We start from the raw sequence: 22,433 nt of genomic DNA on the forward strand, positions 1-22,433 counted from the left end.
ACCTTTATCTCCAAGTTATTTTTTTATTTTTTATAGTTTCAAGATGAAACATTAAATTATTTAAAAAACTTTTTTACTTTTTGCCAAAACTTCCAAAGGTCATAAGGGAGTCTTGTTTTAACATACGGCTTTATAATAGGTAATTTTTCCTTTAAATTTAAAGGATCTTTTTTAAATTTTTTAATCATCAAAGCTTTTTTTACATAAAAAGGCAAAAATATCTCTTTTATAGCCAATGCGTTTTCACTCTTTTGATCTTTAAAAAAATCTATTAATTCTAAAGCTGTTATCATCCTACTTGCTGCTTTTAAATAGTTTTTTGCCTCTTTAGCATTTTCACCAAAAAATTCATATAAATCTTTAAAGTACTCTGATACATTTGCTTTTGTAATTTTTTTATCATGATTGGATATACTATTAGATCTTAAAATACAAATATATAATGGTTTAGGCAAAATACAAATAGACTTAGCACAAGCAAATAAAACCATACCAAAATGTATATCCTCATTGATGACATAATTAATAAACTTTAATTTTATAGACCTTAAAAAGTCAAAATCTATCATCCCCATAACACCAAAAGAAATATCTCTCATACCAACGTCTTCTGCTCTTTGCGCATATTCTTTTGGACTAATAATACATTCATCATTGTAAGAAAATTTTTGAAATCTCGTTTCTTTTCCTTTATCTTTAATCCCATCTTCATAAACACATTTATAATCAAATAACAATACATCTACATTTTGCATTCTTGCAACGCACTCTTCTATGCAGTTTAACTCCCAATAATTATCAGAATCTAAAAAGATAATATAATCAATCTTTGGAATTTCTAATTTATCATCAATTAAAGTATTTTTGTACTTATAAATTTTATAAATATTTTGTGGGTTATTGCCAGTAATCTTAAAAATATTTAATTCATTTTCTTTTTCAATATATTGTGTTTTATATTCACCATAAAAAAATTCTATACCCACATTTCTAGCAGAGCTTAAACCACCATTTTTTTTATCAAAAAGAGTGATTCTTTTATCTTTTAGGGTATATTCTTTTGCAATATTAAGTGAGTTTTCATCTGTGCTACCATCATTTACTAGTATGATTTCTAAGTTAGTATAAGTTTGATTGATTACACTATCTAAACATTCTTTTAGATATTTTTCTACATTGTATATGGGGATTACTACGCCTACTTTTTTCATGCTTTATCTCCAAGTTATTTTTTTATTTTTTATAGTTTCAAGATAAATTTGATGATTAATTTCAAGCATATTTTTGCTATTTTCTTCATGATAGATATGATAAGCTAAAGCATTAAATTTAAGTCTTTTAAACACTCCATCATTAAATAAAAATCTAGCTACAAACTCACTATCTTCCCTGCCCCAACCTATAAATTTTTCATTAAATCCCTCAATGGCTTCAAAATCACTTTTATAAAAACTCATATTGCAAGTTTTACTACCTTTAACAAGTTGTGATTTTTTAAAAAATTTCTTAGTTAGTTTTGAAAATTTATATATACATTTAGCTAAAAAAATATTTCTTTGATTTTTAAAACCTTTTTTGTCAAATGCCAAACTAAAATCATTTTTTCTTAAAAGTTCTTTGCTTTCATTTTCATTTAAAATAGTTCTTGATCCTTGCAAAATAGTCTTTAAACTAGCAAATTTTAAATGATCACTAATGAAGTTTTTTTCTAAAATCATATCCCCATCAATTAAAACAATATATTCACTATTAGAAGCATTAATTGCCTTATTGCGACTTGCCGCAGCACGAAACCCCTCATCTTCTTGCCAAATATGCTCTAACTTGCAAGGAAAATCTTTTTGATAAGCTTGTATAAGTTTAGCCGTATCTTCCCTGCTTCCATCATCAGCTATTAAAACCTCATCTGGTAAAGGCTCTAAATTTTTAACGCTATCAAGCACCAAAGCAAGCCTTTCTTTTTGATTATAGGTTGTGATGATTAAAGCACAAGTTTTTGGCTTTTGTTTTTTTAACTCATATAATTTCATATATTTAAAAAAAGCTCCAAGACCATTACAAGTACTTATAATAAAGCCTTTATAACCATAAAAAATCCCTTTTTTCAAAACATAATTTCTAAAAAAAGTCCAAATTCCTCTTAGCAATGCCTTGCAAATGCTACTTTCTTTGTGTAAATTTTGCAAAGCCCAAAGTTTAGAGTATTTTTGAAGTTTATCTAACAAACTATCGATATCTTCAAAAGCAAAATGCCTCAAACCATTTTGCAACTTAATCTTTTTGCTATCTTCATGTAAAATCAAACTCTCATGTACTAAATTTTCATTAAAACTAGTATGGGTTTTATTAAACACTCGCATTACATAATCAGGCCACCACCCACAAGCTTTAATCCACTCTCCATTGTATAAATTTTCTCTTGGCAAAGCTATGATATCTTCTTTATTAGGCTCGATTTGCCCTAACTCTTGTAAAAATTCTTTCTTAGCAAGCTCATCTGCGTCAACATTAAAAATCCAATCATTACTAGTATAACTTATGGCTAAATTTTTCAAAGGCCCAAAACCTATAAATTTATGCTGGTAAATCTTGATATTTTTATAACTTTTACTAAACTCATAAGCAATTTTTAAAGTATCATCATTGCTATCATTTTCTATCAAAACTATCTCGCCAAATTCTTGCAAAGATTCCAAGCAAGCCTTTAAGGTTTTTTGAGCATTTTTAACAATCATTATCACACTAATTTGCTTTAAATCCATTTTATATCCTATAAATACAACTCATGATTGTATCTTTTAAATCTCTTATGAAAGAAAAAATACTCATCAGGTTTAAATTTAATCACCTCTTCACAACACTTTGCTTGATACTTAGTAAGCTCTTCTATACTTGCTTTACTTGCGTCTAAAGCCTTAAAAGTTTTTACAAAAAATTTCTCATCTTTTTGATACACAAAACAAGGTAAAATCATAGCATTTGTTTTTTTAGCAAGCACACTTGCACCTGCTATAAAATTCACTTCTTGATTAAAATATTGTATTTTTATACTTTCACCATCTACCGCATCTTGATCGGTTAAAATTCCAAGTGATCTACCTTCTTTTAAGGCTTTTAGCATTTTTTTAAGACCACCCTTTTTTTCTATAAGTTCTATGTTAAATTGCGTGCGATTTTTACTTAAAATTTTATCCATTATCACACTATCAAGCGCTCTTCCAACTATGGAAATTCCTTGAAATTTAGCTCCAAAAGATAAAGCCAAAAGTTCCCAGTTACCATAATGAGCCGTAGTTACGATCAAGGGTCTTTTACTTTGCATTATATTTAAAATTTGCTCCTCATCATCAAAGCAAATTTTATTGATGATTTCTTCTTTGCTTGCATTTTGATTTTTGATAAAATCAATCCCAAATTTAGCAAAATTTTTATAGATATTAAGACTAGTTTCATCGCGCCATTTTTGATCTTTTTCAGGAAAGCAAATTTTTAAGTTTGTATCAATGATTTTGCGGTGTTTGTGATTAAGCCTATAAGTGATCAAAGCAACCAAATTTGCAAAAGAGTTTAAAAGCTTTGAAGGTAAAATCTTCACAAGAACTTTTAGTATATAAAAAAGGCTTAGATATACATAATTTATCATTTTTCTAAAAGCTCACAAGCTAGTTTAAAAATATCTTTTTCATCGATATTTTGTATGCAAAAATCACTTCTATCAAATTTGAATTTAACATTAGTATCAAATTTTTTGCCCGCACTTATAGCTTTATTAATCTGAGTTTCAATGCACACACGACTATCCCATGTAGCACCAAATATAGTTATAGAAGGCTTGTTTAGTGCAAAAGCTAAATGAGTAGGTCCACTATCATTACCTATAACCAAATCACTTATCTTTGTCATGCATATTAATTCTTTTAAAGATAATTTTGGTAGTTGAATTAATGTTTGAGTTGAAGAATTAACAATTTGACTTAATTGAATTAATTCCTGTGATAAGTAATATTCTTTTTGATTGCCCCAACAAAGATAAATATTAATTTCTGAAAAAGCATTCACAAGCATTTTACACAATAATGCCATTTTCGTTATAGAATATATTTTATTATCTTCTGCGGAACCAACATGGATTAATACATTTTTTAAATTTTGATTAAAATCAATTCTTTGAATCAATTCATCTTTAATTTCCTCATCCAAAGGAAAAACTGCTTGTTTATGATAAATTTCTTTATAATCAAATTCTTCATTAAAAGCATAGTGCACAAGAGATAAATACCGAATGTACACATTTTCATTATAACTTGCATCAAATTTTTGGCTATAAAAATTATGTGCAAAAGTTTCCCTTAAACCATTTTTATCAAAACCAAAAACATTAGAGCCTAAAATTCTACTGACCACAGCTGATTTAATCAAACCTTGCAAGTCAATCACAACATCATATTTATTTTGCCTGGCTTCAAAAAGGATCGCAAAGGTTTCTTTGAATTTTTTATCTTTTAAAGGTAACACATAAAGTTCATCTATCAAAGGATGATCTTGTAATAAATTAGCAAATCTTTTATCGACAAACCAATGAATTTCAATATTTTTGTTTATTTTTTTAATAAACTGCAAAACGATCGCAGATTGAATAATATCACCCAAAGCAGAAAGTCTTACAATTGCTATTTTCATTTTATATTAAACCTAATTTTAAATTTTCTGTTATGATTTTAACAAAGATTTTTTTAAAAAAAGGTTTATCATGCAAGAATATATTTGCGTTTTTGATTGTGAGAGCATTCCTGATGTAGAATTGATAAAACATCTTTATGATTTTAATGGCGATGATTTAAGCATTAGCAAGCAAGCCTTAGAAAAACAAAAAGAAGAAAGCGGAAGTGAATTTTTACCCCTGCCTTTTCATAAAGTTGTAAGCATTTGTGCAGTGATTGCAGATAAATTTGGAAATTTCATCAAAGTTAATAAAATCAAGGGCGAAAATGAAAAGCAAATGTTAGAAGAGTTTTTTAACTTCATAGACAAGCACCAACCCCGCCTTGTAAGTTTTAATGGCAAAAGCTATGACATGCCTTTGCTTATTATAAGAGCATTAAAATACAATATCAACGCAAGTGCTTATTTAGATGCAAGCGATAAATGGAATAACTACAAAAGCAAATTTGTAGAAAATAAACATTGTGATTTATTAGAATCTTTAGGAAGTTTTGGCCAAAAAGGCTTAAGACTTGACACACTTTGTGCTATGGCAGGACTTCCTGGAAAGTATGATGTGCATGGAAATGAGGTATTAGAACTCTTTTATCAAAACAAATTAGAAAAAATTCACGAATACTGTGAAAGTGACGTGTTAAACACTTATATGCTATTTTTAAAATACGAACTCATCAAGGGCAACTTAACCCAAGAAGATTATCTTAATATTTTAGAAAATTTCAAAGAAGAGCTTTTGCAAAAACATAGCGATAAAAGCTACCAAAAGCCATTTTTAGAGGCCATAGAAAAAGAAAAGAACAAGTTTTAAATTAATTAAGAAAAGTATATTAAAATAACTATTATTAAATATCACAAAAAGGATAAAAATGAAAATTTTAATCACCGGTGGCGCAGGATACATAGGCTCTCATACCTTAAAACAATTTTTAGAAACAAATCATGAAATTTGTGTATTAGATAATCTTTCAAAAGGCAGTAAAAAAAGCTTAGATGAACTTTCTAAAATCAGACCTTTTAAGTTTTTTGAGCAAGATTTAAGCGATTATGCTGGGATTAAAAAACTTTTCAAAGAAGAAAAATTTGATGCAATTGTGCATTTTGCAGCTAGCATTGAAGTTCCTGAAAGTATGGAAAATCCTTTAAAATACTATATGAACAATACCGCAAATACAAGTAATCTAATCCAAACTTGTTTAGAAACAGGTGTGAAAAAATTCATTTTTTCTTCAACCGCAGCTACTTATGGAGAACCACAAACTCCTATTGTAGATGAGCAAAGTCCATTAGCACCGATTAATCCTTATGGACAAAGCAAACTAATGAGTGAAAAAGTCTTACAAGATGCTAATATGGCTAATCCTGAATTTAAATACTGCATTTTAAGATACTTCAATGTAGCAGGTGCTTGCATGAGCTATCCTATAGGTCAACGCTATCCAAAAGCTACTTTACTTATCAAGGTTGCTGCTGAAGTAGCCACAGGAAAAAGAGAAAAACTTTATATTTTTGGCGATGATTATAATACTAAAGATGGTACTTGTATTAGAGATTTTATCCATGTTGATGATATTTCAAGTGCGCATTTAGCTGCTTTAGAATACCTAGAAAACAATGAAAGTAATATTTTCAATGTAGGCTATGGGCATGGCTTTAGCGTAAAAGAAGTTATTGAAACCATGAAAAAAGTAAGTGGAGTAGATTTCACAGTAGAACTTGCACCAAAAAGAGCTGGGGATCCTTCTGTGCTTATTTCAAATGCGGATAAAATCAAAACTCTAACTAATTGGAAACCAAAATATGATGATTTAGAATTAATCTGTAAAAGTGCTTATGAGTGGGAAAAACAGTGTTAAAAAAACTTTTTTTCATACTCAATACTCATGATAAGAAATTTTTATTTGCTTTACTAATTTTTTCTATTTTTATAGGATTTATAGAAAGCTTTGCTATTTCTTTAATCATGCCCTTTGTATCGGTAGCGAGTAATTTTGAGCTTTTAGAAAAAAGCTCTTATTTTCAACCTATATATGAGTATTTAAATTTACCAAGTTATAAGATTATTGCTTATTTTGGCTGTATATTAATCGCCTTTTATATTTTTAGAGCCTTTTTAAATGCCTTTTATTTTCATTTGCTTGCGCGTTTTTCTAAAGGGCGTTATCACAGCCTTGCTTGTCGAATTTTTGATAAATACTTACATCTTGAATATGAAAATTTTACTAATAAAAATCAATCAGAACTTTTAAAAACTATTACTCAAGAAGTATTTCATCTAAGCACTTTAATTAGTGCATTTTTACTTATGCTAAGTGAAAGCTTTGTGGTGTTTTTACTTTATACTTTATTGCTAATTATCAACTATAAAATCACCCTAGCTTTAAGTGCTTTTTTACTTTTAAATGCTTTTATTTTGATTAAAATTCTCTCACCCTTGGTAAAAAAAGCTTCCATAGCTAGAGAAGAGGCGATGAAAAATTATTTTGAAATTTTAAATGCAAATTTAAACAACCTTAAAATCATCAAACTCAAAACCAAAGAACAAAGCACACAAAAGCTTTATGAAACTCAAAGCGGGCTTTTTGCCAAAGCAAACATTAGTAATGAAAGCATGTCAAGCATTCCTAGAATTTACCTTGAAGGTATAGGTTTTTGTATGCTTTGTTTTATTGTAGTATATTTAGTTTTAAGATATGAAAGTGATATTTCATCTATCTTAGCAACTATTACTATTTTTGTGGTGGCTCTTTATAGGCTTATGCCAAGTGCTAATCGTATCATCACAAGTTATAATGAAATCACATATTATAAAAACTCTTTAGATATTATTTATAATATGCTCAATGAAAAAGAAGAAAAACTAGGCGATGAAAATATTAAATTTAAAGAAAAAATCGTTTTGAAAAATCTTTTCTTTGCTTATAAGGGCAAGAAAAATTTATTTAAAAATTTAAATTTTGAGCTTAAGAAAAATGAAAAAATCGCTTTTATAGGTAAAAGTGGAAGTGGTAAAAGTACTTTAGTTGATCTTATCATAGGGCTTTTAAAACCAAGTGATGGAGCTATTTTTGTAGATGGAATTAAACTTGATGAGAGCAATATAAAAAGTTTTAGAAGTAAAATTGGATACATACCTCAACAAATTTATCTTTTCAATGATTCTATTGCTAAAAATATTAGCTTTGGAGAAGAAGTGGATGAAGCACTTTTGTATAAGGTAATCAAACAAGCTAATCTTGAAAGCTTTGTAAATTCACTTGAAGATGGAGTGCATACTAAGGTGGGTGATTCAGGTTCGTTTTTAAGTGGGGGCCAAAGACAAAGAATAGCCATAGCAAGAGCGCTTTATCAACAACCTGAAATTTTAGTTTTAGATGAAGCAACTAGCGCTCTTGATCAAGAAAGTGAAGCAAAAATCATGGAAGAAATCTATAAAATTTCAAAAGATAAAACCCTCATCATCATAGCCCATAGGCTCTCAACTATACAAGGTTGCGATAGAGTATTTGAAGTAAAACATGGACATTTAAAGGAACAAGTATGAAAATCACTTTCATCATAGCTACTTTAAATTCAGGTGGTGCTGAAAGAGTATTGGTCACTTTAGCTAATGAGCTTTGCAAAAATCATGAAATAAATATTATTAAATTTCACAAAGAAGACTCTTTTTACAAGATTGATCCAAAAATCAAACTTTTTACCCTAGAGCAGTTTGACTTTTCCACTCTTTATAATAAAATGGCCTCACGCATTAAAAAATTCAAAGCCTTAAAACAAGCACTTAAAGACCACAAAAGCGATGTTTTTATCTCATTTTTAGATACAACTAATATTGCTTGCATTTGGGCAAATAAAGGTTTAAATACACCTTTAATTATTAGCGAGCATAGCTCTTATACTTATTTAAAATCTAAAATTTGGAAGTTTTTACGCCGTATAAGTTTTCCTCATGCAAATGCTCTAACTGTGCTAAGTAATGATGATAAAAATTATTATGAAAACTTTGTTAAAAAAGTTATCAATATGCCAAATCCTTGTCATTTTAGCCCTATTAAAGAAAATTTAGAAAAAGAAAATAATGTTATTTTCGTAGGCAGACTTGATCATAATAAAAATGCTTCTATGTTTTTAAAAGCCATAGCAAGACTAGATATAAATTTACAAAATCAATACAATTTTTTCATAGCAGGCGATGGAGAATTAAGACAAGATTTAGAACAAGAAGCCAAGAATTTAAATATCAAAGTTAATTTTCTAGGTAAAGTTGAAAATATGCAAGATCTTTATAAAAAAGCAAAAATAATCTGCCTTTGCTCTTTCATAGAAGGCTTGCCAACGGTTTTACTTGAAAGTTTATATTATCAAGTAGCACGCATTAGCACTAAATACACGAGCGGCCATAAAGATTTAATTGATAATGGAAAAGATGGATTTTTAGTAGATTTAGATGATGAAAAAGCTTTAAGCGAAAAACTCGCACTTTTAATGCAAGATGAAAATTTAAGAAAAACACTAGCGCTTAATGCACAGCAACGATGTAAAGATTATGAAGTGGCCAATGTAGCACAAAAATGGATTGATTTGATCAAAGAAGTAAGGGTTTAACATGAAAAAACTAGCAATTTTTATTTATTCTTTAGGAAGTGGTGGTGCTGAAAGGGTTGTATCTACGCTATTGCCTGTGTTAAATTTAAAATATGAAGTACATTTGATTTTAATGAATGACAAAATATCATATGATATTCCTGAGGTTAATATCCACTACCTTGAAAAATCAAATCCAAGCGAAAGCAACTTAGCCAAATTTTTAAAACTGCCCTTGCTAGCTATGAAATACAAAAAGTTTTGCGAAGATTTAAAAATCAATTTGCAATTTGTATTATTAAATAGACCTAATTATATTGCGTTAATGGCAAAATCTCTAGGACTTAAATCAACCCTTATTATCAATGAATGTACCACTCCAAGTGTGATTTATAAACATAATAATCTAAATTCTTTTATCAATAAATTTCTTATTAAAAAACTTTATAATAAAGCAGATTTAATCTTAGCAAATTCTATAGGAAATAAAGAAGATTTAATACAAAATTTCAATATAGAAGCAAAAAAATGTGATATTTTATACAATGCCATAGATTTAGAAAGTATTATAGAAAAATCTAAAGAAAAAATAGACTTTAAAGATCCTTTTATACTAAGTGTTGGTAGACTTGATCATGGTAAAAATCATGCTATGCTTATAAGGGCTTATGCAAAAGTTAAAACTGATTTAAAATTAGTCATTTTAGGCGAGGGTATTTTAAAAGATGAGCTTTTAGCTTTAATAGAAACTTTAAATTTAAAAGACAAAGTCTTTTTACTAGGTTTTGATAAAAATCCTTATAAATACATGAGCAAATGTGACTTTTTTGCTTTTGCTTCAAGTTTTGAAGGCTTTTCCAATGTTTTAATCGAATGCCTAGCTTGTAATACTGCCGTACTTTGCACTGATCATAAAAGTGGCGCAAGGGAGTTATTTTTAAATGATGAGTTTGGACTTTTAGTAAAAGTAGATGATGAAAAAGCCATGCAAGAAGGCTTAGAGAAAATGTGCAATGATGAAGCATTAAAAGCTTCATATAGACAAAAGGCTTTTTTGCGTGCAAAAGAATTTGATAAAATTAGCATAGCAAAGCAATTATTTGAATTTTTCAACAAGGCATAAAATGAAACTACGACAGAATTTCACGGATAATAATTCTATAAAATATACCTGTATTTTAATCCTTATAGCCTTTGCTTTTAGTGTTTTGTGTAGATTATACTGGGTAGCTTGGGCAAGTGAGTTTTATGAGTTTTTCTTTAATGATCAACTCATGATTACTACTAATGATGGCTATGCTTTTGCAGAAGGTGCAAGAGATATGATAGCAGGTTTTCATCAACCCAATGACTTATCTTATTTTGGAAGCTCACTTTCTACTTTGACTTATTGGCTTTATAGTATTTTGCCTTTTAGCTTTGAAAGTATTATTTTATATATGAGTACTTTTTTTGCTTCTTTGATTGTTGTGCCTATTATATTAATCGCAAGAGAGTATAAAATCACTACCTATGGCTTTATAGCAGCCTTACTTGGAAGCATTGCAAATAGTTATTATAACCGCACTATGAGTGGGTATTATGATACTGATATGCTAGTGTTAGTTTTACCAATGCTTATTTTACTTACCTTTATACGCTTAACTATTAATAAAGACATTTTCACCCTACTTTTAAGTCCGGTTTTTATCATGATTTATTTATGGTGGTATCCATCAAGTTATTCTTTAAATTTTGCCATGATAGGACTTTTTGGTCTTTATACTTTAGTATTTCATAGAAAAGAAAAGATTTTTTATCTAGCTATTGCTTTGATGATCATAGCTTTAAGTATGCTAGCATGGCAATATAAACTTGCTTTGATTGTATTATTATTTGCTATTTTTGCTTTTAAAGAAGAAAAAATTAATTTTTATATGATTTGGGCTTTGATTTTTATTAGCATTTTGATTTTACATTTAAGTGGTGGCTTAGATCCTGTTTTATATCAACTTAAATTTTACGTTTTTAAAGCTTCTGATGTACAAAATTTAAAAGATGCTGCCTTTGTGTATTTTAATGTCAATGAAACCATTATGGAAGTAAATACTATCGATCCTGAAGTGTTTATGCAAAGAATTAGCTCTAGTGTTTTAGTATTTATCCTTTCTTTTATAGGTTTTATCTTACTTTGCAAAGATCACAAAAGTATGCTTTTGGCTCTACCTATGCTTGCACTAGGTTTTATGGCTTTAAGAGCTGGACTTAGATTTACCATTTATGCAGTTCCTGTGATGGCTTTGGGTTTTGGGTATTTTTTATATGCTTTTTTTAATTTTTTAGAAAAAAAACAAATCAAACTTAACCTAAGAAATAAAAATATCTTACTCATGCTCATTGCATTTTTTAGTATAAGCCCTGCCCTAGTACATATTTATTATTATAAATCCTCTACTGTTTTTACTTCTTATGAAGCTAGTATTTTAAATGATTTAAAAAATAAAGCTCAAAGAGAAGATTATGTTGTTGCTTGGTGGGATTATGGTTATCCAATACGCTATTATAGCGATGTAAAAACCTTAATCGATGGTGGAAAACACCTAGGAAAAGATAATTTTTTCTCATCTTTTGTCTTAAGCAAAGAACAAATTCCAGCAGCTAACATGGCAAGACTTAGCGTAGAATACACTGAAAAATCTTTCAAAGAAAATTATCCTGATGTTTTAAAAGCTATGGTTAAAGATTATAACCAAACAAGTGCTAAAGATTTTTTAGAAAGTTTAAATGATAAAGATTTTAAATTTGATACCAATAAAACAAGAGATGTATATATTTACATGCCTTATAGAATGTTGCGTATCATGCCCGTGGTAGCACAATTTGCAAATACAAATCCTGACAATGGAGAGCAAGAAAAAAGTTTATTTTTCTCTCAAGCTAATGCCATAGCTCAAGATAAAACCACAGGTTCTGTTATGCTTGATAATGGAGTAGAAATTATTAATGATTTTAGAGCTTTAAAAGTAGAAGGTGCAAGTATACCTTTAAAAGCTTTTGTGGATATAGAATCTATCACTAATGGCAAATTTTATTACAATGAAATTGATTCAAAAGCTCAAATTTATTTGCTCTTTTTAAGAGAATATAAAAGCTTTGTGATTTTAGATGAAAGTCTTTATAATAGTGCTTATATACAAATGTTTTTATTAAATCAATACGATCAAGATTTATTTGAGCAAGTCACTAATGATGCAAGAGCAAAAATTTATAGGCTAAAAAGATGAAAATAGGAATTTTAACCCATAGTGCAATGAGTGTGTATTATTTTCGTCTTGCACTCATTAGGGCTTTAGAAAAAAATAATCATGAAGTTATAATCATCACTCCAAAAGATGATTTTGCTATTAAATTACAAGAACTAGGCTATAAGGTTTGTTTTTATGATTTAGCTAGATCAAGTGTCAATCCTTTGATTGTTTTTAAAAATCTACTTAGTTTAAAAAATACACTCAAAAGTTTAAATTTAGATCTTTTACAAACAAGTGCTCACAAAAGCAATACAACAGGTATCATAGCAGCTAAAATGGCGGGCATTAAATATACTTTTGGTTTGGTTGAGGGCTTAGGAAGTTTTTATATAGATGATGATTTTAAAAGCAAATTAGTAAGAATGAGCATTAATTTACTTTATAAAATTTCTTTTAAACTTGCTAATGGTTTTATTTTTGTCAATGAAAGCAATGCTTTATTTATGAAAAATTTAGGCTTAAAAGAAGAAAAAATCAAAATCATCAAATCCGTAGGACTAAATTTAAAACAATTTTTACCTTTAAAAATTAGCACAGAAGAAAAACAAGCTTTTTTAAAAGAACACAATATGCCTGATAAACCTATCGTTTTAATGATCTCAAGAGCGCTTTGGCATAAAGGCATTAAAGAATTTTATGAGGCAAGCCAAATTTTAAAAGATAAGGCAAATTTTGTTTTGGTAGGCGGAAGGGATGATAATAAATCTTGCGCACCATTAGAATTTTTAAACTCAAATGATGTTTTTTATCTTGGTGCAAGAAGTGATATTGCACATTTATTAAATTTATGCGATATTTTTGTTTTACCAAGTTATAAAGAAGGCTATCCAAGAACGGTTTTAGAAGCACAAGCTTGCAAAAAAGCATGTGTTGTAAGTGATGCTGAGGGTTGCATTGAAGCAGTGGATAATGCCATAGATGGTTTGATTTGCAAATGCAAAGATAGTAAAGATTTAGCTGAAAAAATCACAGTTTTATTAGAAGGTGAAAAACTAAAAAATACTTTAGCGCAAAATGCTTTTCTTAGAGCGCAAAATTATGATGAAAATATCATAGCTTTGAAATATCTTGACTTTTATAGGGGTTTTACAAATGTATAAAAATGGTTTAAAGCGTGTTTTTGACTTTTTTTTAGCTTTGATTTTGTTGATTGTTTTTTCACCCTTTATAGTGCTTATAGGCATTGTTTTAAAAATCGTTCAAGGAAGTGTGCTTTTTAAACAAGCAAGACCAGGATTAAATGAAAAAATTTTTTATATTTATAAATTTAAAACCATGAGTGATGAAACCGATGAAAATGGAGAATTACTTCCTGATGAATTACGCTTAAAGCCTTTTGGCAAACTAGTTAGAAGCTTGAGCTTAGATGAATTACCACAGCTTTTTAATGTATTAAAAGGCGATATGAGCTTCATAGGCCCAAGACCTTTACTTGTAGAATACTTGCCCTTATACAATCAAGAGCAAAAAAAACGCCACGATGTAAGACCAGGTATTACAGGTTGGGCACAGATTAATGGACGCAATGCTATTTCTTGGGAGCAAAAATTTAAATATGATGTAGAATATGTGCAAAATTGCTCTTTTTTATTTGACCTTAAAATCTTTTTTATGACTATTATTAAAGTTTTAAAAAGAAGTGGGGTTAATAAAGAAGGAGTAGCTACAACGGATAAATTCAATGGACACAACTAAAAGTATTTATATATATGGTTCTAGTGGGCATGGTTTAGTCTGTGCTGATGTGGCTAGAAATTTAGGATATGAAAAAATCATCTTTTTAGATGATAATAAAGGCTTAAAATATCACTCCAACTTAGAAAAACACGATATGTTTATTGCTATTGGTGCAAACTCTATTAGAGAAAAACTTTTCAAAAAAGCAAAAGAAGATGGATTTAGATTAGTAAATTTGATACACAAAAGTGCTATTATTAGTCCAAGTGCTTTTTTAGATGATGAGGGTATTTTGATCATGCCAAATGTCGTAGTTAATGCTAAAGCTAGCATTGCAAAAGGTGTGATTTTAAATACTGCTTGTGTGATTGAGCATGAGTGTTTTGTAGATGAGTTTAGCCATATTAGCGTTGGAGCTAAGCTAACAGGAAATGTAAAAATAGGAAAGCGTTGTTTTTTGGGAGTTAATTCAAGCGTTATTCCCTGTATGAGTTTAAATGATGATATAACTTTAGGTGCGGGAGCAGTTGTGGTTAAAAACTTAACTTCTAAAGGTATTTATGCTGGAGTTCCTGCTAAGAAAATAAAGGAGGTAAAATGAGATTTTTTCTATCAGCACCACATATGAGTGGAAAAGAATTAGAATATATACATAAAGCTTTTGAAAGTAATTATATAGCACCTTTGGGTGAGTTTGTTAATGCCTTAGAACAAAGTATTAAAGATTATACAAAAAGCTCTAATGCACTTGCTCTAAATGCAGCCACTGCAGCCATTCATCTAGCTTTAAGAGTTTTGGGTATCAAAGAAGGTGATGTAGTTTTAGCTTCAAGTTTTACTTTTATTGCTTCAGTAGCGCCTATTTCTTACATGAATGCTACGCCTGTGTTTATTGATTGTGATGAAACTTATAATTTAGATGTAAATTTATTAAAAAAAGCTATCAAAGAAAGTCCTAAAAAGCCAAAAGCTCTCATTTTAACACACCTTTATGGTAATGCTTCTAAAATGGATGAGATTGTCCAAATTTGTAAAGAAAATGAGATCTTTTTAATCGAAGATGCCGCTGAAGCTTTGGGAAGTTTTTACAAAAATAAAGCTTTAGGTACTTTTGGAGATTTTGGAGTATATTCTTTTAATGGTAATAAAATCATCACAACAGGTGGTGGTGGCATGCTTGTAAGTGAAAATCATGCCAATCTTGAAAAAGCAAGATTTTATAGCACTCAAGCTAGAGAAAATTGTCTTCATTATGAGCATAAAGAATATGGTTATAATTATAGAATGAGTAATATCTTAGGTGCAATCGGCACTGCTCAAATGGAAGTTTTAGAAGAAAGAGTGAATAAAAAGCGTGAAATTTATAGCTGGTATAAAGAATTTTTAAGTGGCACTTTTACTTTTTTAGATGAGCTTGAAAATACCAAGTCAAATCGCTGGCTAAGCACTGCTTTACTTGATTTTGATTTAAATAAACTTAATACTTATGAAAAACATTGTATATGTGAAAATAAAAATGTTCAAATTCAAGATAAAATTTTAAAAATCATACAAGTTTTAAAAGATAATAAAATCGAAAGTCGTCCGCTTTGGAAACCGATGCATTTACAAGAACTTTACAAAGGTTGCGATGCTTACTTAAATGGCAATAGTGAGTTTTTCTTTAGCAATGGAATTTGCCTTCCAAGCGCAACTACTATGAGTAAAGCCGATGTAGAGGAAGTTTCTACTTTAATCTTAAACACCTTAAAGGACTAAGATGGATTATAAAAGCAAACGCTTAGGATTTTTTTTAGGCGCTGATATTTTACTTTTTGTTATAAGTATTTATTTGTCTTTTTCTTTACGCTTTAGTGCAGACATTCCAAGTGAATTTTATGAAGGTATGTTTAAAAGTGCGGTGATTTTGATTTTACTTAAAATCATTTTTCTAGCTTTTTTTAGAATTTATCAAGTTGCTTGGAGATTTTTCTCACTTAATGAAGCACGTAAATTAGTTATCGCTTTAGCTTTAGCTGAACTTGTATTTTTAGCAATTTATTATTTTTATGATGATTTTTTTAATCCTTTTCCAAGAAGCGTTATAGGAATAGACTTTGTTTTATCTTGTATGCTAATTGGAAGTTTGCGTATAAGCAAAAGAATGATAGTTGATTTTAGAAAGCCAAAATACAATGAAGAACATCCTTGTATAGTAGTTGGTGCCACTTCAAAGGCTTTACATTTATTAAAAGGAGCCAAAGAAGGAAGCTTAGGACTTTTCCCCGTAGCTGTGGTAGATGAGCGTAAAAATTTAATAGGTACTTATTGTGATAAATTTATAGTTGAAGAAAAAGAAGCTATTAGAAAATATACCGCTGAAGGAATTCATACTGCTATCATTGCTTTAAAACTTGAACAAGAAGAACTCAAAAAGCTTTTTGATGAGCTTATTGCTTATGGGATTAATGATATAAAACTTTTTTCTTTTACACAAAATGAAGCAAGAGATATAAGCATTGAAGATTTATTAGCGCGTAAGCCAAAAGATTTAGATAATGCTTGCGTGATTGATTTTATCAAAGATAAGGTAGTTTTAGTTAGTGGGGCTGGTGGGACTATAGGAAGCGAGCTTTGTAAACAATGCATTAAATTTGGCGCAAAACACTTAATCATGCTTGATCATAGCGAGTATAATTTATATAAAATCAATGAAGAATTAAGCTTGCATAAAGAAAAAATTGAACCTATTATGATGAGTATATTAGACAAAGAAGCATTAGAAAAACTTTTACAAGAAAAAAACATAGATTTGATTTTGCATGCAGCAGCTTATAAACACGTGCCTTTGTGTGAGCAAAATCCACATTCAGCTATTTTAAATAATATCATAGGTACTAAAAATTTAATCGATCTTGCAAAAACTTACAAGGTTGCTAAATTTGTTATGATAAGCACTGATAAAGCTGTAAGACCAACTAATATCATGGGTTGTACAAAAAGAATTTGTGAACTTTATGCGCTAAGTTCAAGTTGTGAAAATTTTGAAGTAGCTTGTGTGCGTTTTGGTAATGTTTTAGGCTCAAGTGGAAGTGTCATACCTAAATTTAAAGCTCAAATTGCAGCTAATGAACCACTTACTCTTACTCATCCTGATATAGTGCGTTATTTTATGCTAGTAGATGAGGCTGTGCAGCTTGTTTTACAAGCTGCAGCTATTGCCAAAGGTGGGGAGTTATTTGTACTTGATATGGGTGAGCCTGTTAAAATCATGGATTTAGCTAAAAAAATGCTTTTACTTTCTAATAAAAAGTTAGAAATTAAAATCACTGGACTTAGAAAAGGTGAAAAACTTTACGAAGAGCTTTTAATCCATGAAGATGATTTGAAAACTCAATATGAAAGCATTTTTGTCACCACTAGTGAAATTAAAGATTTAAAAATTTTAAATCAAGAAATAGAAAGATTACTCCAAAGCACAGATCCTGCAAAAGTTTTAAAGGAAATTGTGCCTGAGTTTAATCATAACAAAAATGGAGAGTGATTAAATTCTAATTTTATTTTTAAATGGTATAATATAAACTTTTAATTGATTAATAAAAATAAAAACGATACAATTACACTTTTATGTAATTACATCAAGATAAAGGAAAAAAAGTGAAGTTATTAGTAGTTGATGATAGTTCTACCATGAGAAGAATAATCAAAAACACTCTTGTAAGATTAGGTCATAAAGATGTTTTAGAAGCTGAACATGGAGTTGAAGCTTGGGATTTGCTTTCACAAAATGATGACATAAAAATTTTAATTACTGACTGGAATATGCCCGAAATGAACGGCTTAGAATTAGTAAAAAAAGTAAGAGCGGAAGAAAAATATGCTGATATGCCTATTATCATGGTAACTACAGAAGGTGGTAAGGCAGAAGTTATCACAGCTTTAAAAGCAGGTGTAAATAACTATATTGTAAAACCTTTTACACCTCAAGTATTAAAAGAAAAACTTGAAGATGTTTTAGGAACAAACGAAGGTTGATTATAGGTTTTTATGCAAACACATTATTACGAACTTTTTTTTCAAACAGACAAGGAATATTTAGATTTATTCCTTGATCTTATTTTTTCTCTAGATATAGACGCCATAGAAGAAAAAAACGATGGCATTTATATACGATCAGAAGAAGATATAGAACTCATTCAAATAGCCTTACAAAATTTTCATCAAAAATTATGTGAAAAATTTAACACTAAGATTTATTTTCATTCTACTTTAGAAAAAAAAGAAAATAAAAACTGGATAGAAGAGTATAAAAAAGGCATACAAGCTTTAACCATTGACAATATCCACATTCACACCACTTGGCAAGAAGCTATACAAGATAAAATCAATATCATTATAGACCCTGCCCTAGCTTTTGGCTCAGGACATCATGAAAGCACTTACACTTGTATAGAATTTTTACAAAAATACACAGATGATTCTAAATTTTGCTTAGATGTAGGCTGTGGAAGTGGGATTTTAAGTATCATCATGGCAAAGCTTGGAGCTAAAGTGCAAGCTTGTGATACAGACGAGCTAGCCGTAGTTGCAAGCAAGGAAAATGCAAAATTAAATCAAGTTAACTTTGATGATATTTGGGTAGGTTCTATTAATAAAAGCTTACATAAATATGATATAGTTGTGGCAAATATCATTGCTGATATTTTAATCATACTAGAAAAAGATCTTAAAGAAAAAACCAAAGAAGGTGGAATTTTAATCTTATCTGGTATTTTAAACAAATATGAAGAAAGAATTAAAGATAAATTCAAAGATTTGACTTTGTTAGAATGTAAACACAAAGGAGAGTGGTTGAGTTTAGCTTACAAAAAGGAAACAAAATAATGAATAAAAAACCAAACGAACCAAAAGATAATCCAAACAATAATAGCTTTTTTAATAAAAACCCTATTTTTATTTTCGCTATTTTTGCCATTGTGATGATTCTTTTATTTAAAGGATTTTCAGATGATGGTAGTATGGGTATTATGGGCGGAGAAAATACCAAAAAAGTTACTTATTCTGAATTAAAAACTTTAATCGAAAATAATCAAATTGCCCAAGTTAACATAGGTCAAACTACCATAAAAGCAGTATCTAAAGCAGGAAATATGGTATATATTACTAAAAAAGTTCCAAATGATGCTACTTTTGTGCCTTTGCTTGATTCAAAAGGCGTTTCTTACGGAGCTTTTAACGAGAGTAATTGGTTTATAGATATCTTACTTTCTTGGGTTTTACCGGTATTTATTTTCTTTGGTATATGGATGTTTTTAGCTTCTCGTATGCAAAAAAATATGGGCGGATCTATACTTGGTATAGGAAGCTCTAAAAAGCTTGTAAATTCAGAAAAACCAAAAGTTAAATTCAATGATGTTGCAGGTGTTGAGGAAGCAAAAGAAGAAGTTAAAGAAATAGTTGATTTTCTAAAATATCCTGAAAGATATATCAATCTTGGAGCAAAAATTCCAAAAGGACTTTTGCTTGTAGGCCCTCCAGGTACAGGTAAAACTTTACTTGCAAAAGCAGTGGCAGGCGAAGCTGATGTACCATTTTTTAGCGTCTCAGGTTCATCTTTCATAGAAATGTTTGTGGGTGTTGGAGCTAGTAGGGTTAGAGATTTATTTGAAAATGCTAAAAAAGAAGCTCCAGCTATTGTATTTATAGATGAAATTGATGCTATAGGCAAATCACGCGCAGCAAGTGGCATGATGGGTGGAAATGATGAAAGAGAGCAAACTTTAAATCAACTTCTAGCAGAAATGGATGGCTTTGGTACTGAAAGCTCGCCAGTAATCGTACTAGCAGCGACAAACCGTCCTGAAGTACTTGATGCAGCGTTACTTAGACCAGGACGTTTTGATAGACAAGTTTTAGTAGATAAGCCTGATTTTAAAGGCAGATGTGATATTTTAAAAGTTCATATGAAAGATGTTAAAATTTCACCTGAAGTAAAAGTAGAAGATATCGCAAGATTAACAGCAGGTCTTGCGGGTGCTGATTTAGCAAATATCATTAACGAAGCAGCTTTACTTGCAGGTAGGGATTCTAAAAAACATGTAGAACAAAAAGACTTAGTTGAAGCAGTAGAAAGAGCTATAGCAGGACTTGAGAAAAAATCACGTAGAATTAATGATAAAGAGAAAAAAATCGTAACTTATCATGAATGTGGCCATGCTTTAATCGCTGAAACCACAAAAGGTGCTAAAAAAGTAAGTAAAGTTTCTGTTATACCGCGTGGTTTAGCAGCTTTAGGATATACGCTCAATACTCCTGAAGAAAATAAATTTTTAATGCAAAAACATGAGCTTTTGGCTGAAGTTGATGTACTTTTAGGTGGACGTGCAGCTGAAGAAATTTTCATTAAAGAAATTTCAACTGGTGCAAGCAATGACCTTGAACGTGCAACTGACATCATAAAAGCTATGATTTCTATGTATGGTATGAGTGAAATTGCAGGTTTAATGGTGCTTGAAAAACAAAGAAATACTTTCTTAAGTGGTGGACAAACTATCAAAGATTATTCTGATAAAATGGCTCAAGATTTAGATGAGTATGTGAAGAAAACCTTAGATGAACGCTATGCGGGTGTAAAAGAAATTTTAAAAACTTATAGCGGTGCTATAGAAGTAATGGTACAAGCACTTTATGAAGAAGAAACTATTGATGGTGCTAAAGTAAGAGAGATTATTAAAAACTATGAAGAAGAAAACAATCTTCCAACGCGCTTAGAAGAAAAAGAACAAGAAGTTACTAAGGATAACTAATGAAAACAAATTTTATTGCAAAGGCTGGCTGGAATTTACTTATAATTCTAGCTATAGTTTTTGCAATAGCTCAATTTATATGGGGATTTTCTTGGCTTTTATGGTGTATTTTTATACTTTTTGCTTGCCTTTTTAGAGCTAGTAAAATCGATTATATAGCAGATCCAAATACTATCATAGCTCCCATAGAAGGAAAAATAAAATGCATTAAAACAAGCTCATATAAAGAGCTTGGCGAATGCATAGAAGTACAAATTATAAACAATATCATCCATCAAGGTAGCATCATAGCTCCACTTAATATGGATATAGAAGAAACTAGACCAAGACACGGACTTTTTTTATGTCCATTTATGAAAAATACAAATTTAATGGGCGAAAGAATGCTATTTTTAGCACGTTCTAAAGGCAAACAATGGGCATTACGCATCATTTTTGGCGCCTTAAATAGAAAAGTTCATATTGATGATTTTGGTCATCATTTAAACCATGGACAAAATATAGGTTTTATGTTTGATGGCAGTGTGAGTTTATTGCTTCCAAAAGATACTAGAATTTGCGTAAATGAAAACGATAAAGTACGCATTGGTGCATTGATAGGGTATTTAAATCCATGAATTTTAAACTAATTTATATTTTACCTAATCTTTTTACAGCTGCTTCCATATTTTTAGGCATTATTTCAGTGATTGCTTCTATTAATCAAAATTTTGATAAAGCATTAATTTATATCATTTTATCATTAATTTGTGATGGCTTGGATGGACGCGTTGCAAGAGCTACTAATTCTACTTCTAAATTTGGAGTTGAGTTTGACTCACTAGCAGATTTAATAGCCTTTGGTGTTGCACCTGCTATGCTTTTTTATATGAGTATAGGTTATGAATATGATCGTTTTGGCTCCTTAATAGCTGGTTTATTTGTAGTTTTTGGCGCTATACGCTTAGCAAGATTTAATGTCACCACAGGTACTTATGAACCTTCAGTTTTTATAGGACTTCCTATACCAACAGCTGCAGTTGTAAGTGCTTTATGGGTAAGCGCTTATTTATATTATGATTTTTTACGTGATTTTTCTTTGGTGATAGTATGTATTCAAATGCTTTTAGCTTTTTTAATGGTAAGCAATATAAGATATCCAAGTTTTAAAAAAATTGATTTAAAACGGGCAAATGTTTTAAAAGTATTAATCCTTTTAGTAATCTTATTTTCCATGCTTTATTTGTATTTTTTAGAAAGTGCGTTAATCGTCGCAAGCTTATATGTACTTTATGGAATCATTCGAAGCTTTTTTACTCTAGCTCGTAAATTTAAAAAAGATTAAAATTTTATTTTCACTTCACTTTTTAATAATATACTTCTCATTATTTTCAAAAAGGAG

The 22,433-nt window shown here is 29.6% G+C and carries 20 protein-coding genes; 16 read left to right on the forward strand and 4 right to left on the reverse strand.

What is annotated here, in order from left to right; translation table 11 throughout:
• Positions 1-56: 56 nt before the first annotated feature.
• From L8T90_RS02975 to waaC, 4 genes are read right to left on the reverse strand one after another with little or no spacing between them, the layout of a single operon-like run.
• Positions 57-1,211, reverse strand: coding sequence for a glycosyltransferase family 2 protein (locus tag L8T90_RS02975; RefSeq protein ID WP_263736678.1), 1,155 nt, complete (start codon positions 1,209-1,211; stop codon positions 57-59).
• Between the two features lie 3 nt (positions 1,212-1,214).
• Positions 1,215-2,762, reverse strand: a complete 1,548-nt coding sequence (locus L8T90_RS02980) for a glycosyltransferase family 2 protein (RefSeq protein ID WP_263736679.1) — start codon at positions 2,760-2,762, stop codon at positions 1,215-1,217.
• Positions 2,763-2,770: 8 nt separating this feature from the next.
• On the reverse strand, positions 2,771-3,643 hold the full coding sequence (locus tag L8T90_RS02985; RefSeq protein ID WP_263736680.1) for a lipid A biosynthesis lauroyl acyltransferase: 873 nt from the start codon (positions 3,641-3,643) through the stop codon (positions 2,771-2,773).
• A complete protein-coding gene (gene waaC / locus L8T90_RS02990; RefSeq protein WP_263736681.1) occupies positions 3,640-4,680 on the reverse strand; it encodes a lipopolysaccharide heptosyltransferase I in 1,041 nt (346 codons plus the stop codon). Before waaC ends, L8T90_RS02985 begins: the two co-directional genes overlap by 4 nt.
• A 70-nt stretch (positions 4,681-4,750) precedes the next feature.
• Between waaC and L8T90_RS02995 the strand changes: the two genes are divergently transcribed.
• The 16 genes from L8T90_RS02995 to pssA all read left to right on the forward strand — a co-directional run bounded on the left by L8T90_RS02995 (position 4,751) and on the right by pssA (position 22,376).
• Positions 4,751-5,530 carry a 3'-5' exonuclease gene (locus tag L8T90_RS02995; protein WP_263736682.1) on the forward strand — a complete coding sequence of 260 codons (780 nt, stop codon included), beginning with the start codon at positions 4,751-4,753 and terminating at the stop codon, positions 5,528-5,530.
• Between the two features lie 58 nt (positions 5,531-5,588).
• Positions 5,589-6,575: a UDP-glucose 4-epimerase GalE gene (gene galE, locus L8T90_RS03000; protein WP_039626879.1), complete on the forward strand. Its 987-nt coding sequence runs from the start codon at positions 5,589-5,591 to the stop codon at positions 6,573-6,575.
• A complete protein-coding gene (locus L8T90_RS03005) occupies positions 6,569-8,263 on the forward strand; it encodes an ABC transporter ATP-binding protein (RefSeq protein WP_263736683.1) in 1,695 nt (564 codons plus the stop codon). Before galE ends, L8T90_RS03005 begins: the two co-directional genes overlap by 7 nt.
• Entirely contained in the window at positions 8,260-9,324 is a 1,065-nt protein-coding gene (locus L8T90_RS03010; RefSeq protein WP_263736684.1) for a glycosyltransferase, read from the forward strand. Before L8T90_RS03005 ends, L8T90_RS03010 begins: the two co-directional genes overlap by 4 nt.
• 1 nt (position 9,325) lies before the next feature.
• Positions 9,326-10,426, forward strand: a complete 1,101-nt coding sequence (locus L8T90_RS03015) for a glycosyltransferase (protein ID WP_263736685.1) — start codon at positions 9,326-9,328, stop codon at positions 10,424-10,426.
• Position 10,427: 1 nt separating this feature from the next.
• Positions 10,428-12,566: an STT3 domain-containing protein gene (locus L8T90_RS03020; protein ID WP_263736686.1), complete on the forward strand. Its 2,139-nt coding sequence runs from the start codon at positions 10,428-10,430 to the stop codon at positions 12,564-12,566.
• Positions 12,563-13,690, forward strand: a complete 1,128-nt coding sequence (gene pglA / locus L8T90_RS03025) for a N,N'-diacetylbacillosaminyl-diphospho-undecaprenol alpha-1,3-N-acetylgalactosaminyltransferase (protein ID WP_263736687.1) — start codon at positions 12,563-12,565, stop codon at positions 13,688-13,690. The genes L8T90_RS03020 and pglA overlap by 4 nt, the downstream gene beginning before the upstream one ends.
• Complete coding sequence (gene pglC, locus L8T90_RS03030) at positions 13,683-14,285, forward strand: undecaprenyl phosphate N,N'-diacetylbacillosamine 1-phosphate transferase (protein WP_087685512.1); 603 nt, start codon at positions 13,683-13,685, stop codon at positions 14,283-14,285. Before pglA ends, pglC begins: the two co-directional genes overlap by 8 nt.
• On the forward strand, positions 14,272-14,868 hold the full coding sequence (gene pglD, locus L8T90_RS03035; RefSeq protein WP_114640582.1) for a UDP-N-acetylbacillosamine N-acetyltransferase: 597 nt from the start codon (positions 14,272-14,274) through the stop codon (positions 14,866-14,868). The genes pglC and pglD overlap by 14 nt, the downstream gene beginning before the upstream one ends.
• A complete protein-coding gene (gene pglE, locus L8T90_RS03040) occupies positions 14,865-16,025 on the forward strand; it encodes a UDP-N-acetylbacillosamine transaminase (protein WP_263723841.1) in 1,161 nt (386 codons plus the stop codon). The genes pglD and pglE overlap by 4 nt, the downstream gene beginning before the upstream one ends.
• Position 16,026: 1 nt before the next feature.
• Positions 16,027-17,790: a UDP-N-acetylglucosamine 4,6-dehydratase (configuration-retaining) gene (pglF, locus tag L8T90_RS03045; protein WP_263663429.1), complete on the forward strand. Its 1,764-nt coding sequence runs from the start codon at positions 16,027-16,029 to the stop codon at positions 17,788-17,790.
• Between the two features lie 113 nt (positions 17,791-17,903).
• Positions 17,904-18,281 (forward strand): chemotaxis response regulator CheY, encoded by a 378-nt coding sequence (locus L8T90_RS03050; protein WP_039619063.1) that lies wholly within the window; start codon positions 17,904-17,906, stop codon positions 18,279-18,281.
• A gap of 12 nt (positions 18,282-18,293) precedes the next feature.
• Positions 18,294-19,130 (forward strand): 50S ribosomal protein L11 methyltransferase, encoded by an 837-nt coding sequence (locus L8T90_RS03055; protein WP_263736688.1) that lies wholly within the window; start codon positions 18,294-18,296, stop codon positions 19,128-19,130.
• Positions 19,130-21,052 (forward strand): ATP-dependent zinc metalloprotease FtsH, encoded by a 1,923-nt coding sequence (ftsH, locus tag L8T90_RS03060; protein WP_263663426.1) that lies wholly within the window; start codon positions 19,130-19,132, stop codon positions 21,050-21,052. The genes L8T90_RS03055 and ftsH overlap by 1 nt, the downstream gene beginning before the upstream one ends.
• Positions 21,052-21,669, forward strand: a complete 618-nt coding sequence (locus L8T90_RS03065) for a phosphatidylserine decarboxylase (RefSeq protein ID WP_263702245.1) — start codon at positions 21,052-21,054, stop codon at positions 21,667-21,669. The genes ftsH and L8T90_RS03065 overlap by 1 nt, the downstream gene beginning before the upstream one ends.
• Entirely contained in the window at positions 21,666-22,376 is a 711-nt protein-coding gene (gene pssA / locus L8T90_RS03070; protein WP_263724916.1) for a CDP-diacylglycerol--serine O-phosphatidyltransferase, read from the forward strand. The genes L8T90_RS03065 and pssA overlap by 4 nt, the downstream gene beginning before the upstream one ends.
• Positions 22,377-22,433 lie beyond the last annotated feature (57 nt).

The sequence above is a fragment of the Campylobacter sp. RKI_CA19_01121 genome (assembly GCF_025771295.1).
Lineage (GTDB): Bacteria > Campylobacterota > Campylobacteria > Campylobacterales > Campylobacteraceae > Campylobacter_D.